Annotated in this window: 9 protein-coding genes and 1 tRNA gene; 5 read left to right on the top strand and 5 right to left on the bottom strand. The window is 64.8% G+C overall.

Features of this window, described 5'->3' with window-relative positions; translation table 11 throughout:
- Positions 1-168 precede the first annotated feature (168 nt).
- Complete coding sequence (locus tag V7778_RS10025; protein WP_335554690.1) at positions 169-4476, bottom strand: EAL domain-containing protein; 4308 nt, start codon at positions 4474-4476, stop codon at positions 169-171.
- A 249-nt stretch (positions 4477-4725) separates the two neighbouring features.
- On the opposite strand from V7778_RS10025, the gene V7778_RS10020 reads away from it, so the two are divergent.
- The 5 genes from V7778_RS10020 to V7778_RS10000 all read left to right on the top strand — a co-directional run bounded on the left by V7778_RS10020 (position 4726) and on the right by V7778_RS10000 (position 9972).
- A complete protein-coding gene (locus tag V7778_RS10020; protein WP_335554685.1) occupies positions 4726-5331 on the top strand; it encodes a TIGR00645 family protein in 606 nt (201 codons plus the stop codon).
- Between the two features lie 22 nt (positions 5332-5353).
- Positions 5354-6889: a fumarate hydratase gene (locus V7778_RS10015; protein ID WP_335554682.1), complete on the top strand. Its 1536-nt coding sequence runs from the start codon at positions 5354-5356 to the stop codon at positions 6887-6889.
- A gap of 60 nt (positions 6890-6949) precedes the next feature.
- Positions 6950-7801, top strand: coding sequence for a glutamate racemase (murI, locus tag V7778_RS10010; protein WP_335554679.1), 852 nt, complete (start codon positions 6950-6952; stop codon positions 7799-7801).
- Between the two features lie 249 nt (positions 7802-8050).
- Positions 8051-8126: transfer RNA gene (locus tag V7778_RS10005), tRNA-His, on the top strand.
- 115 nt (positions 8127-8241) lie between these two features.
- The gene (locus V7778_RS10000) at positions 8242-9972 is read left to right on the top strand and encodes a DUF6538 domain-containing protein (RefSeq protein ID WP_335554676.1); all 1731 of its coding nucleotides are present in this window, start codon (positions 8242-8244) and stop codon (positions 9970-9972) included.
- 36 nt (positions 9973-10008) lie between these two features.
- Here the strand turns inward: V7778_RS10000 and mobF are convergent, their stop codons facing one another.
- From mobF to V7778_RS09980, 4 genes are read right to left on the bottom strand one after another with little or no spacing between them, the layout of a single operon-like run.
- Positions 10009-12639, bottom strand: coding sequence for a MobF family relaxase (gene mobF, locus V7778_RS09995; RefSeq protein ID WP_335554672.1), 2631 nt, complete (start codon positions 12637-12639; stop codon positions 10009-10011).
- Positions 12633-13907, bottom strand: a complete 1275-nt coding sequence (locus V7778_RS09990) for a type IV secretion system DNA-binding domain-containing protein (RefSeq protein WP_335554670.1) — start codon at positions 13905-13907, stop codon at positions 12633-12635. Before V7778_RS09990 ends, mobF begins: the two co-directional genes overlap by 7 nt.
- Positions 13904-14239, bottom strand: coding sequence for a hypothetical protein (locus tag V7778_RS09985; RefSeq protein WP_335554668.1), 336 nt, complete (start codon positions 14237-14239; stop codon positions 13904-13906). Before V7778_RS09985 ends, V7778_RS09990 begins: the two co-directional genes overlap by 4 nt.
- Positions 14236-14589 (bottom strand): plasmid mobilization protein, encoded by a 354-nt coding sequence (locus tag V7778_RS09980; RefSeq protein ID WP_335554664.1) that lies wholly within the window; start codon positions 14587-14589, stop codon positions 14236-14238. Before V7778_RS09980 ends, V7778_RS09985 begins: the two co-directional genes overlap by 4 nt.
- Positions 14590-15031: the final 442 nt, after the last annotated feature.

Genomic DNA, 15031 nt, shown 5'->3' with positions numbered 1-15031 from the left:
GGAACAAGCTTAGTGTCCTGAATTGGAGATTCGTTGAATAAATGCGGCCAGAATCGCCCCGATACTGCGTCACAAATGCGCGCAAGGCCCCGGCCTTGCTGTGCTTTGTTCCTTGTCTCAGAGCGATTTCGCCGCATTGATTGATCAACGAACTTCCAATTCAGGACACTAGCCTTCCGCCCCCAGGGAGCGGACCACCGCCGCGTCCCGGCGCAGCCAGGCTTCGAGCTGTTCGGCCGGCAACGGCCGGCTGTACAGATAGCCCTGCATCTCGTCGCAGCCGTAGGCCTGCAGGATGTGGGCTTGCTCGCGGGTCTCCACTCCTTCGGCCACCACCGAGAAATTGAAGGCGCGCGCCAGCCGGGTGATGGCGTCGACGATGGCCGATTCGGTGCTGCTGTCCTTCAGGACGCGCACGAAGGACTGGTCGATCTTGAGCACGTCGAAGGGAAAGCGCTGCAGGTAGCCCAGGCTCGAATAGCCGGTGCCGAAGTCGTCGATCGCCACCTTGACACCGAGGGCGTTGATGCCGCGGATCAGGGTTTCGAAAAGTTCGGTATCGTGCAGCATCTGGCTTTCGGTGAGTTCGATCTGCAGGCAGGCGGGCGACAGTCCGGTGTGCCGCAGCACGCTCGCCAGGTAGGCCGGGAACTGCTCGATCTGGGCGTTCGCCGCCGACAGGTTGACGGCCACCGGCACCGCGGGCAGGCCGGCCTCCTGCCAGGCGCGGTTCTGGCGGCAGGCGGTTTCCAGCACCCAGCGGTCGATGCGGCCGATCAGGCCGCTGTCCTCGGCCACCTCGATGAACTCGCCAGGCATCACCAGGCGCCCGCCCGGCTGCTGCCAGCGCACCAGCGCTTCCATGCCGGTCAGCGCGCCGGTGCTGGGGGACACCTTGGGCTGGTAGTGCAGCACCAGCTCGTCGTTGCGCAGCGCCTGGTGCAGCGCGCTCTCGATCGCCAGGCGGCGGTCGGCGCGCTCGCTGATCTCGCGGGTGAAGAAGTGATAGTGGTTGCGCCCGCTCAGCTTGGCCCGGTGCATGGCCGCATCGGCGTGCTTGAGCAGCACGCCGGCGTCGGCGCCGTCGGCCGGATACAGGGCGATGCCCACGCTGGCCGTCAGGTTCAGCTCCGCCTCGCCGATATGGAAAGGCTGGCCGACGGCCTGCAGGATGTGCTCGGCGACGCGCACCGCATCGCTGCTGCTGCGGATTTCCGGCTGCAGGATGGTGAATTCGTCGCCGCCCTGGCGGCTCACGGTGTCCACCGCGCGCACGCAGTCCAGCAGGCGCTGGGTCACCATCTGCAGCAGCAGGTCCCCCACTTCGTGGCCGAGCGAATCGTTGACGTGCTTGAAGCCGTCCAGGTCGATGTACAGCAGGGCCAGCTCGCCATGGTGCTCGCGCGCCTGGCCGATCGCATGCGCCAGGCGTTCGTGCAGCAAGGCCCGGTTGGGCAGGCCGGTCAGGTGGTCGTGGCGGGTCAGGTGCGACATCTTCATCTGCATGGCGCGCGCTTCGCTCACATCGTGGAACACCACCACGCCGCCCACCACTTCGCCGTCGCGGTCGTGCACGGGGGCGGCCGCATCCTCCACCGCGCGGCGCCCGCCGTCGCGCCGCACCAGTTCGGTGTCGATGCTCAGGCCCACGCGGCGGTTGGCGCGCATGGCCAGGGTCAGCGGGCAAGGCAGCACGGCGCCGTCGGAATGGGCGACCAGGTGGAACACCTCGTCCACCTGCCGCCCCTCGGCCTGCGCCAGGCTCCATCCGGTCAGGGCTTCGGCCACCGGGTTGAGGTAGGTCACGCGGCCCGCCAGATCGGTGACGACCACGCCGTCGCCGATCGAGCTGAGCGTGACCTGGGCGCGTTCCTTCTCTTCGAACAGCGCGGCTTCGGCGCGGCGGCGCGCCACGAATTGGCCGAGCAGGCTGCCGACGGTCTCCATCATCTTGAGCAGGCCGGGGTCGGGCTCCGCGACATGGTGCGAGAAAAATTCGACCACGCCCAGGATGTCGTCGCCGGCGGTGACGGGAAAGGCGAAGGCGGCGTGCAGGCCCGCCTCGAGCGCCTCCTGCCGGCGCGGGAAAGCGGGATCGGCCGCGATGTCGCGGATCCACACCGGCTGGCGGCTGTCCCAGACGCGTCCCGGCAGGCCTTCGCCGCACGCCATGCGGCGCAGCCGCGACCTGCTCTCGAACGGTGCGGTGCCCTGCTCGCGGCTCCAGAATTCGCAGCAGTGCAGGTGGCCGTGCTCGGTGTCGATCATCCAGATCGATCCCACGCACCAGCCGATCGCGTCGCACACCGCCTGCAGCACCTTCGGGGCCGCCTCGGCCAGGGTCGCCGATTCCACCAGCGCCGCCGCGGCCGCCTGCTGGGCGGCCAGGCGCCGCAGCGCCTTGCGGCGGCTGCTGATATCGTGCAGGAAGGCGTGGAAGCGCTGGCCCTGCCCGCGCCCGGTGGTCCAGACCGTGAGCTCCACCGGCAAGGTGCTGCCGTCGCGGCGCAGTGCAGTGGTTTCGATCCGGCGGTTCAGCAGGCGGCTGCGGCCGCTGGCCAGCTGCCGGATGATGCGGCCGGCGCGCGGACGATTGGGCCGGGCGGGCAGCAGCAGTTCGGGCAGGCTGCGCCCGATCGCCTCGGCGCGCTGCCAGCCGAAGGTCGATTCGGCCTCGCGGTTCCAGGCGACGATCTGGCCTTGCGTGTCCATCGCGATATACGCGTCGCGCGCGGTCTCGAGGATGCTGCGGGCCTGTTCCTCGCTCTCGCGCAGCGCCTGCTCGCTGTCCGCCAGGTCGGCGTTCGAGGTTTGCAGTGCTGTATTGCTCTCACGCAGTTCGGCGGTGCGCTCCTGCACCTGCCGGGCGATGGTCACGTTACGGCTGACCATGACCAGCGTGAACACGCTGAACAGGCCGGTAAACATCAGGCCCATCACACGCACGCTCCAGGCCATCGACGACCGTTGCGGCAGCGGGTTGCTACCGTCCAGCATGAAGGTGAATTCCCAGGGCCGGTCGCCCACCACCATGGTGGCACGGTGCACGACATTCATCCGCTCCGCCGCCAGCTCGGTGAAGTCGGCCGGCCGCGCGGCAAGCTGCCGCGGCATTTCGGCCAGCACAATGCCGCCGGTCTGGCCGCGGTCGGTGAGGCGGACGCGGATGCCGGTGAGATCGATGCCGCGCAAGAAGTCGCTCATCATGACTTCGATCCGCAGCACGACCGACACGTAGCCGCGCAGCGCCGCCCTGCGCTCCTCGACGGTGGTGCGCGGCATTCCGGCGCGGTAGGCCGGCGCCACGATCAGCACGCCGTTGCGCTCGGCCTTCAGCTGCACCAGGCGCACGGGCGCGGTGGTGGCGGCGCGGCCGCTGTCGCGCGCCCGTTCCAGGGCGGCGTTGCGCACAGGCTCGGAACTCAGGTCGAAGCCGAAGGCGCGCAGGTTGGCGCGCATCGGCTCCATGTAGGTGACCGGCACATACGCGGCGCCCTCGCCCGCCGGCACCAGTTGGTCGCGCCGGTCGAGCACGCGGATGCCGGCCGGGGCCACGCCGTCCGCGCGCATCGCCCGTTCGTAGGCCGCGCGCTCGTCCGCCGTGATGCGCGGACTCCAGGACATGGCGAACAGGTTCGGATGGCGGCGCAGCATGTCGTCGACGAGGCGGCGGAAGCCGTCCCGGCGCAAGGGGCCGTCGCTCACCGAGAGAAAGTTGGCGACCGCATGCAGGCCCTCGGTGTACTCGGCCAGGGTCTGCTCCAGGTTGTGCGCAATGAGTTCGCTGCGGCGGGTGAACTCGCCCTCCGCCCGCTCGCGGTCGAGGGCGGCGGTGCGGGTGAACAGCAGGCCGACCACGGTCAGCAGCACCAGCATCGGCAAGGTGGCGAGGAGGCGGCTGCGCCGCGTGATGTAGCGCGGGTCGCGGCTCCAGACGAGGTAGATGGGCAGCGCGACCAGCACGCCGATGCTGTCGCCAATCCACCAGGTGAACCAGTTGAAGCCCGCATCGCCGGGCGCGAGCAGGCCCAGCGCCCAGAGCATGCCGACGCCGGCGGAGGCGGCGACCAGGCAGGCCACCGGGCCGCCGAGCACCAGCATGGCCACGATCCGCCCTACCCCCGCCTCCGCGGTGTCCGCCGCCGGGTCGATGCAGCGGCGCACCAGCGCGGTCGCCAGCAAGCCTTGCACACTGGCGCCGGCGGCGATGCCGAGCGCGATCAGGACGGCGGGCGCAGCGTCGCCGGTGGTGCCGAGGGTGACTTGCAGGCTCAGGACAAAGGAAGCGAGCGCGATGCCGGGCCAGGCGCGGTAGCCGAGATGCAGCAGACCGGCGAGCGCGATCCCCGCGGGCGGCCAGACCGACGCCGCGTAACTGGGCGGAACCGCCGACAGCAGCGCCAGCCACCCGAGGAGGTAGTAGACCGCCGCCAGCATCGCGATCGCCGCGATGCGCTGCCTAACCGAGGTGGCCATGGCCATTCGATTCCATGAAGGAGAATCCAGTATAACCCTCCCGCTTTGGATAGATGGTCTTTTTGCAAACGGACGCGCTACCGAACCGGACTGGACACCCCGCACCGGCCGCCGGCCGGGAAAGATGTTGCTTCCGCACCAAGAGCGCTACTTTTGGGCATGCAAAGCGGATGCCTGGCCCGGACATGAAGCCCGCTGCCGGTGTAGAATGCTCAGCTGTTTTGTCGCATTCCTGGAGTCTCTTTCCCGATGTCCCAGCTTTCTCCGAACGAACCAGCCCGCAAGCTGACCCCGCTGAACAACCTGATTTTCGCCAGCCGCTGGCTGCAGCTGCCCCTCTACCTGGGCCTGATCCTGGCGCAGTGCGTCTATGTCTTCCATTTCTGGGTCGAGCTGAAGGACCTGATCGGCGCCGCGATGGGCAACGTCGCCTCGCTGCAGCACATCCTCGACGCCGTCACCGTGCCGGGCGCGGTGCGTCCGACCAAGCTGACCGAGACCACCATCATGCTGGTGGTGCTGGGCCTGATCGACGTGGTGATGATCTCGAACCTGCTCATCATGGTGATCGTCGGCGGCTACGAGACCTTTGTCTCGCGCATGCACCTGGAAGGCCACCCCGACCAGCCGGAGTGGCTGTCGCACGTGAACGCCTCGGTGCTGAAGACCAAGCTGGCGATGGCGATCATCGGCATCTCGTCGATCCACCTGCTCAAGACCTTCATCAACGCCAACGCGTACAACGAGAAGACCTTGATGTTCCAGACCATCATTCACTGCGCCTTCCTGCTGTCGGCCCTGGCCATCGCCTATACCGACCGCATCGTCATGACCACGCACCAGGCCAAGCACTAATTTCCTTTTCCAGAGAACTTCCATGGCAACCGTCATCACCCAGAGCGACCTGATCGAATCGGTCGCGGCAGCACTCCAGTACATCAGCTACTACCACCCGGCCGACTACATCCAGCACCTGGCCCGCGCCTATGAAGCCGAGCAGAGCCCGGCCGCCAAGGATGCAATCGCCCAGATCCTGACCAACTCGCGCATGTGCGCCGAGGGCAAGCGCCCGATCTGCCAGGACACCGGCATCGTCAACGTGTTCCTGAAGGTGGGCATGGGCGTGCGCTTCGAAGGCTTCACCGGTTCCGTCACCGACGCCGTCAACGAAGGCGTGCGCCGCGCGTACAACTTCGCGGACAACAAGCTGCGCGCCTCGATCGTGGCCGACCCCCACTTCGAGCGCAAGAACACCAAGGACAACACCCCGGCCGTGGTCCACATGGAACTGGTCGAGGGCGACACCGTCGACGTCAAGCTGGCTGCCAAGGGCGGCGGCTCGGAGAACAAGACCAAGTTCGTCATGCTGAATCCGTCCGACTCGCTGGTCGACTGGGTCATCAAGACCGTGCCCCTGATGGGCGCCGGCTGGTGCCCGCCGGGCATGCTGGGCATCGGCATCGGCGGCACCGCCGAGAAGGCGATGCTGATGGCGAAAGAGTCGCTGATGGAAGACATCGACATGTACGAGCTCAAACAGCGCGGCCCCTCGACGAAGCTGGAAGAGCTGCGCATCGAGCTGTGCGACAAGATCAACGCGCTGGGCATCGGCGCCCAGGGCCTGGGCGGCCTGACCACCGTGCTGGACGTGAAGATCAACATGTACCCGACCCACGCGGCCTCGAAGCCGGTGGCGATGATCCCGAACTGCGCCGCCACCCGCCACGCCCACTTCGTGCTGGACGGCTCGGGCCCGGCCTACATCGAACCGCCGGCGCTGTCGACCTGGCCGGAAGTGCACTGGACCCCGGACACCGAGAAATCGCAGCGCGTCGACCTGAACACCCTGACCAAGGAACAGGTCGCCGCCTGGAAGCCGGGCCAGACCCTGCTCCTGAACGGCAAGATGCTGACCGGCCGCGATGCCGCCCACAAGCGCATCCAGGACATGCTGGCCAAAGGTGAACAACTGCCGGTGGATTTCACCAACCGCGTGATCTACTACGTCGGCCCGGTCGACCCGGTGCGCGAGGAAGTCGTCGGCCCGGCCGGCCCGACCACCGCGACCCGCATGGACAAGTTCACCGACATGATGCTGGAGCAGACCGGCCTGATCGCGATGATCGGCAAGGCCGAACGCGGCCCGGCGGCGATCGAATCGATCCAGAAGCACCAGTCGGCCTACCTGATGGCGGTCGGCGGCTCGGCCTACCTGGTGTCGAAGGCGATCAAGTCGGCCAAGGTGGTCGGCTTCGAAGACCTGGGCATGGAAGCGATCTACGAGTTCGAAGTCACCGACATGCCGGTGACCGTGGCCGTCGATTCGACCGGCACCTCGGTACACATCACCGGTCCGAAGGAATGGGCCGCCAAGATCGAGTCGCTCAAGGGCATCCCGGTCGCCACCGCCTGATGGCCACGCGGGCGCCCTGGTGCGCCCGCGCGTTTCAACCTACCTTCGCGCCGCCCGAACATGACTTCCATGCTCTCCCCAGACGCTCCGATCGGCATCTTCGACTCGGGCGTCGGCGGCCTGTCGGTGCTGCGCCACATCCAGGCGCAGCTGCCGCACGAACACCTCCTCTACTTCGCCGACTCCGGCTTCGCTCCCTACGGCGACAAGCCCGAGGACGTGGTGGTCGCGCGCGTGCTGTCGATCGCCGAATACCTCACCACCTACAAGGTCAAGGCCCTGGTCGTGGCCTGCAACACGGCCACCGTGGCCGCGGTGCGCGAGCTGCGCGAGCGTTATCCCAGCATGCCCATCGTCGGCGTCGAGCCGGGCCTGAAACCGGGCGCGGCGAGCACCCGCAACGGCAAGGTCGGGGTGCTGGCGACCGAGCGCACCCTGCTCGGCTCCAAGTTCCTGGCCTTGCGCGACCAGATCGTCGACGCCACCGGCGCCGCCTTCCTGCTCCAGCCCTGTGTGGGGCTGGCCGACCAGATCGAGTTCGGCGAGCTCGATTCGAGCGAGACCGCGGCCATGCTGGAACGCTACCTGCTGCCCCTGATGGACCAGGGCGCGGACACGCTGGTGCTGGGCTGCACCCACTACCCACTGGTGCGCGCCTCGATCGAGCGCGTGCTGGCGCGGATGGGGAAGTCGGACGTGGTCCTGATCGATACCGGCGACGCGGTGGCCAGGCAGCTGGCGCGCCTGCTCGACGCTGAAAGCCTGCTGCGGGCGGCCGACGGTGCCCCGGCGGAGTTGCGGGCGTTTACCAGCGCCAGCAGCACGGCCCTGCGGGCGGCGTTTTCCAGTTTGCTGGGGGTGGAGCCGGAGGTGGGGGAGGTGGAGATTGCGGTGCCGGAGGGGTGGGGATAGGCGTTGACGGTATGCGTTGAAACTTGGGTTCCCGCCTGCGCGGGAATGACGGTTTTTAGGGCGCGGGCCGGAGTCGCTTTTCGATGACGCGACGTGTAAACGTCATTCCCGCGCAGGCGGGACCCCAAGTTTGCCCGCACACCACCACCCTTCGCCCCCCACCCCCACATTTAAATTTGCCACTTTGCCGAGGACTTTGTATAATCTTGTTCTGTCTCGACAACAGCGGGACAGAAAAGCAAGACAATGGTGGCTGTAGCTCAGTTGGTAGAGTCCAGGATTGTGATTCCTGTTGTCGTGGGTTCGAGTCCCATCAGCCACCCCAAAGAATACCGCTAGTGCGCGCAAGGCCTTGATTTCTATAGGAATCAAGGCCTTTTTCGTAAAAGGCTAAATGGAGTTGATACACGGTCTGTCACACAACCAACGTGGAGCAGACTATGAAAGCAATCTCTGAAGGTATTTACCAACGCGGCAAACACGGCACGAAGTATGTGCGTCGCCGCATCCCAGCCGACATTCGCTCGGCCTACCCTGCTAGCCAAGAACACATCGTCCGAAGCCTCGGCACTGCCGACCTGCGCGAGGCCAAAGAGCTGGCGCGTGCCGAACTTACACGTATCGACACCGAGTTCCGGCTGAAGCGTCAGGAGCTGGACCTGAACCGGGCTTCATTGAACCCGAAGCGCATTGCCCGGCTTGATGATGAGCAGCTCCAAAGTGTTGCCCGCTTCTGGGTCCACCGGGTCCTGCTGAACGATGACCGCAGTCGCCAGGAGGGTCTGGACGACACTGAATTCGATGAACTCGGTGAGAAGCTGGCAAGCCAACGTGCGGAGCTCGGTCGTATGCTCGCCCAAGGGAAGAGCATGAACGTGTTTCCGGCGCTGCATGGTTTTCTGCACCTGTGCGGCCTGGACTTCGCGCCCGAAAAAGACGAGGCGAAGCGTGCCTCTTACGCCTTCCTGCGTTGGGTGATTGAGTCGTTGGACTACCAGCTCGCGCGCCAACGCGGTGACTTGGTCGACACCGATAAGGTGGCCCCGGCGCCCACTCATCCGCTGCACGTAATTGCGCCTGAGCGCGCTCCTGCAAATCCGGATGCACCAACTTGGGAAAAGGTGTTCGAGACCTGGCGCGACTACGTCAAGGACCGGCCCACGCCTACCACCATTGCATCCCAGACTCCATGGCGCGACCTGCGACAGTTCGTAGGTGCGCAAGGAGTAAGTATGCCCGGTGAGGTGACACCTGAACTGATGACCTCGTTCGCACACTACATGCTTGACCGTGGCTTGCAGGTGCCAACCATTAACGAACGCATTTCCAAGGTACGCGCCATCTACAAAATTGCCGTGGGGAAGCATGTTCTAAAAGCAAACCCCGCTGCGAATACGCTCGGGTTCAAGGAGAGCGGTATAAGGCAACGCAAGAAGCGTCGGCTGCCTTTCGATGCCTCGGACCTCGCTACCCTGTTCTCGTCCGAAGTGTTCACTCAGCACAAACGCTCGAAGGGCCAGTCCGGCGAGGCGAGCTACTGGATTCCGGTACTGATGTTCTATACCGGCGCTCGCCCTGAAGAAATTGCTGGCCTGGCGCTGAGTGACCTCTGCCGAGACGCGAAATCGGGCTGGTATCTCAATATCGTAGACCGGCCAAGTGACGAGGACGGCGAACTCTTTGAGGATAGCAACGTGCCGCAAAGCCATCGTCGGACCTTGAAAAATGCGATGTCCATCCGCCGGGTTCCGGTTACACAAGAGCTCATCGACCTGGGCCTGCTGCGTTATGTCGAGTGGTTGCGCGCGCGCGGTGCTGCCGTCTTTTTCCCGACCCTCAAGCAGGATTTTCACGGCAAGCTGTCCGGCTCGTTCTCGAAATTCTTTGGCCGCTACAAGCGCGCCATCGGCATTACCGATAGCCGCAAGGTGCTGTATTCCTTCCGCCACTGCATGAAAGACCTGCTCGAAGCGGCCGGTGTGCCCTCCAAATACCTGCAACGCGTGCTCGGCCACACTACGGGGGACGGCAAGGTCACTGACGGCTACGGTTCGGATGTGCCGTTCAACCGCTTGTCCAGGTACTTCTCACGCGTGCAGTTTCCCGCCATCCCGGCACTACCTTGGGAACCAGGTCACGGAACCGTCAGCCTCAAAGACGGCGATTCCTGACCAGACCGGCCCGTCGGCTTTTCCGACGGGCCGGAATCACAGAGCCAGACCTCGACGGGACGTGCGTTCGAGGTCGAGGGCAGCGTGCTTGACGTCCAGACGCGACATCGCCTGCGGTAGCAACTCGCGGTCGTCGGTATAAATCGTCACGCCGTGGCGCGCGCGGCTGATGGCGACGTAGTAGAGGGAGTGGTTAGCCATGGCACTGCTGACGTCCGCCTCGACCAACACACGGTCGCAGGTCTGCCCTTGCGCTGCATGAACGGTCGTGCAGTACGCATGGTCCAGCTTCAGCGGCTGGTCCAAATCCAGTTTCAACGTACGCCCGGCATCTACCCTGACCGTGAGCTCGCGCGCCGATTCGTCGATGGCCGCGACGATGCCGGTCTGCCCGTTGACGATGTCCCGACGATAGTCGTTCGCGGTGAAGCGAAGCCGGTCGCCGACGGCAACCTCACGCGCTTCCAGCGAATGGACGGCGACATGGGGCATGGCGGTCGGCCGCCACTTGACCAGGTCTCCGCTTGCACGACGTAGCGTGATGCAGCCAGGCTCTACCTCCGCGACTACCGCAGTATCGCCGCGCCGAAGACCGATGCTGTCATAGTGACGCTGCGCCTCGATGATGTCTCCCGGCGAATAGCTCAGCGAACTCTGCAATTGGGCCCGTGTCAGGTCCCGGCTCTCCATGATGGACACGACAACGCCTGTACTGGCGAGTCCGAGCCGCTGGCGTACCATCTCATTGATGGACCGGCGGGCGCGGTTCGTCCCTGCTACCACCAACATGTTTGCGCGGTCTTCCGGCAGATGACAGGAATAGTCCCGCGCAATCTTTTGGTAGCGCTCCGTGGCATGCGGCACCTCGGCAACCGTCGCCGCCAGCTTCGCCAGTGAGGCCCCGACACGACCCTCCGCCGCATCCACCACCGCAGCCCTCAGTTTCTCGTTCTGCTGCCGCAGGATATCCGCCATCCGCACTGTTGCCATGCCCTGCTCTTGAAGCTGGCGGAATGGAATGCCGGCCTCTACGGCCTTCAGCTGCCCAGTATCACCGACCAGCACGGCCCTGGCGTCAGCTTGTTCAATGCTGGACACGAGTGCATGCATGTCGCGCAGACTTACCATGCCGGCTTCGTCAACGACGACGATGGTCCGGTCGTCCAGCGGCCGGCCCTTGGCGAGGAATCCAGCAATGGTCATGGCCTCGAATCCGGACTTCTCCAGTTCGCGCGCTGCCGCCGCAGAAGGAGCCAATCCCAAGGCCCGAAACTCCGGCCCTAGATTATCCGAAACCGCGCGCAGCATCGAGGTCTTGCCCGTACCGGCCAGCCCCTGGACACCGACAATGCGGCTATGCGTTGTCAAGATTAGCTCTGCGGCCCGGCGTTGCCCTTCCGTCAGGCTTTCTTGCAGTGCCGGCCGGGATGCAACGGCTGCGAGTCCCGTAGCGAACAAGTCGCCCTGAGTCGGTTGCCAGATAGCTCTGGTCAAAGCGCTCCGCCCGCGTGCCTCAATGGCCAGGAGCTCTCGCTCTGCCGCTTGCGCTGCCGGCGTGGTGATTCGACGGCCGTCGGCCGACGCCAAGAGCTCGCCCGACCTTAGACGCTGGTCGATGTCGAGCTGCACATCGTCCAACACGACGGTGCCAGTGCCGTGTGCGAGCGCCGCGTGCGCAACTGCGATTCGCTGGACGATTGCACTTCGCTCTGTCAAATGCGCTACCGCGAAGTCGACAGCATTCCGCGCCGCAGCCGCCAAGTCTACTAGTGGCACGAGTGGCGGTTGCATGGCGCTCCAGTCGATGCCTAGCTCGACGGCCTTGGCCAACCACACCTCACGCAACGCTACACGGTCGATTGAGCGGTCCTTGCTGCGCCGCGTACTCAGTCCTGCTATTTCCCGTTCGTCTGCCGATGCACTGGCGCGGTCCTTGCCCCGCGCCGCCAACGCAGCATCAATAGCCCGACTGCGCGTGCTGAACGCGGTAACCTGCCGGTCAGTGATATGAGCCAGTTCGAATCGCCCGTCCTGATGCGTCCGGCGGACACGATAGCCAAGCGCCTGTATCGCTCGGGCAAGCTCCGCCCTGTAGAGCGCGCCAAGGAGTTTCTGGTGCTCGTACAGCGGCCGGCCATCCAATGCACGCCATTGACCGTCGGCGCGCTTGGTCATGTTCAGTACCACGGAGTGCGTATGCACCTGAGGGTCCGCATCCCTGCTTAGGTCATGCTCGAAACGGGCAACGACCAGATTCGCGCTATGGACAGTGATGGTTTCGCCGTCCTGCGTGCTGCGATACACCACCAGGTTGTTCTGAACATACTGTAACGTTGCGCTAACCGCTGCCTGGTGCGCGTCAAGCAAGCGTGCATCCCCGTGTATAAGCGCCTGCATACTGACCGATTTGGGCGCGCTAAAAGTCAAATCCAGTCCAGCGGTTCGCACTCCGTCACCGCCCCGGTGCATTGTCTCGCCATCAGGCAGCGCTCCTCCCAGGAGAGCCTTGAAGGCTTTGGCATCGACAACGCCTTCGAGGCCTAGGGTGGCAGCTCCCGTGCCCCACCATGCGGAGGGCGCCCGCCCACCTTCTCCATAATAGTCATCGCTTTCTTCGTAATAGCTGGCAGCGGATTCAGCGGAGGTGACCTTGGCAAGCGTCAGCATAAGTCCTCCGCTACGAACGCATCGATCACCTCGTCCCGCTGTTGTGGTATCAGTCGCAGCCGACGAACCGGTTGGTCGCCAGCCAGGGCAAGGAATCCGCAGAGGTTCGGCAGGCTGGCAATCTCGCTGGCGAGCACCAAGCGCTCCTGTGCACGCCGCACGCTTTGCGACTCACCTTGTCCACTGGCCCCTGAGCTGCGGCTCACTTCCTGGCGAAGCACCTCGCGCTCGCCCAGCGCACGCGAGAGCTCATCAGCGGTCGCCGGGTCCGACTTCGCGATAGCCAATACCGCCAGGTTGCGGAAGCACGCACGAAGCACGGTTGCCGACTCACGGCCATATATGCGGTCGAGTTGTGCTGTGCTCTGGAGCCCCGCGACCACGGCCAACCCGTGCTTGCGGCCGAGCGTCAACCCGTCTTCCAGGCCGCTGAGCTTGCCCAGCGCGGCCAGCTCATCCAGTACCAGCCATATCCGCCGTGCAGGGTCCGGTGGCAGTGTCAGCACCGCGTTGGTTGCGATACCCACCCAACTCGCGAGCAGGGGCGCCAACGCTGCCTGCATATCGGCTCGCCAGGTCATGAACAAGCTGCCCTCGCCGGCTTCGAGCCACGCGCGGATACTGAACGCACCCGGTTTCAGGAACCGGTGCGGCGAAATATGCGCGGTCAATACGAACCGCGTAGAAGCCAAGGCCTTGTCCGCGCCTTCGTCGAACAATCCTGCTGCCGGTGTACCTACCAACAGGTTCCCCAACTCCTTTACGGGCGCAACAGTGCACCAGTGGAGCAAGCGCTCGGTCGTCGTCTCACCAGTGCGAACCAGTGCGCGCAGCACCTCGGCCAGCAGTACCTGGGCATAGTGATGCCACGGTGCCGATTCCCCGTGGCCGGCCGGGACGATGCTGGCTGCGAGGCGGTCAGCGTCGAAGTCGGCGCGAATTTCGTTGAACACGCACCACCCTTCGGCCCGCGCATCGAACGCATTCAGCAGCCGGTCGCCATCTCGTGCAAAGCGGCTCAAGTACGTCCCGTTCGGGTCGCAGACAATGGCACGCTCGCCGCGCGCTCGGACACCGTCCAGCAGCTCTTCGATGAGCGTAGACTTTCCAGCGCCGGTCGTGCCCGGAATGAGCAAGTGCAGGGGTTCCAGCTCGACCGGCCAAGAATGGCCGCCAAGCGTCAGCAGCCGATGCCTCTCGGGTATGGGCTGGCGGTTCAGGGGTTGTGCGCTCGTCTCCCAGAAGCGCCGCAAGGCTTCACGCATCATTGCTCGCCCTCCCAACGTGAGCCGCGCAGGCGAAGCATGTCGAGTTGCGCGCGGCGCTGCCAACGGCAGAACATCCATCCACTGACGAGCATTGCGCTGGTAATGCCAAGTCCAGCGCACAGGACCAGCATGGTCAACGCCGTGCGGTCCATGGCTCGGCCAAGTAACACTCCGGCCAAGAGTTGCCAGCCGTCCAACGCCGGCATACCGAGGCCACGCTCCCAAGCGGCGGTCCAGGCCAAAGCCGATATGACAATGGCGAGCACGGTCAAAACGACGCAGCGGTCCACTGACGCAAGCAGATGGCGCAGGAAAGGGTCATGCGTTCTCATACGGCACCTCCTTGCTGCTCGATGCCGCCGGCGCGAACCGCAAGCTGCGCTCGCACTCGGTTCAGGATTTGCGCATCGCGCGCAGCCGCCAGCTCACGCAGCAACAGCAACATCTCGCGTTGCTCCAGGCTGCCGGCACCAGCCAAGGTTGGGGAAGGCCTGGGCGCCTTATCCAAGTGTTGACGCAGTTCCGACAACTCGGCGGCCACATCCGAGGCCTTGTGCACCGCTGTGACCGTTACGCGGACGTGCTCGGACATCGTGATGCCCTGCGCATCGGCTCGCTGGCGGAGCTCCCTGTACTCGGCGTCGCTGACGCGCACTTTGATGAAACGGCTTCGTTCGCTCATTGCTGCGCCTCCACCAAAAAAGCGTTGCTGGCACTCGGGCTTTGGGCCGTCAGACCACAAATGTGGACCGGTTCGAATGCGGCCGTGGACCGTTGAAAGCCAGCATTGGTGCGGACTTTCCGCTTTTCAGTCGGACTATCGAAGATTGCAGGGGTGTGTATCGTTCTGTTGTCCTGCTGTGGCAGGCAAGGGTGGCGCATTTTCGCTCTCCAATTGGTTAATGGATGAGCCGTATAGCAACCGCCTATTTATCTCGCCTAAATTGCCTCCTGACCACTGTGCACTGTGTCAACTACTTGTTAAACTACAAATTTCCTCGGCTCATCATCAGGCTGAACTGCGACGTCCGAGAGCAAGCAGCACCGCTAGCAGGTCGTAGGCTTACTCGAGATGTACAAGTTGCGAGGTACGCGCCGCATCGCTAGGTGAGCGCTACAAACTT

It is taken from the genome of Massilia sp. DD77 (assembly GCF_036961685.1).
GTDB lineage: Bacteria > Pseudomonadota > Gammaproteobacteria > Burkholderiales > Burkholderiaceae_D > Telluria.
This window is presented reverse-complemented; position numbering and strand designations above follow the sequence as displayed.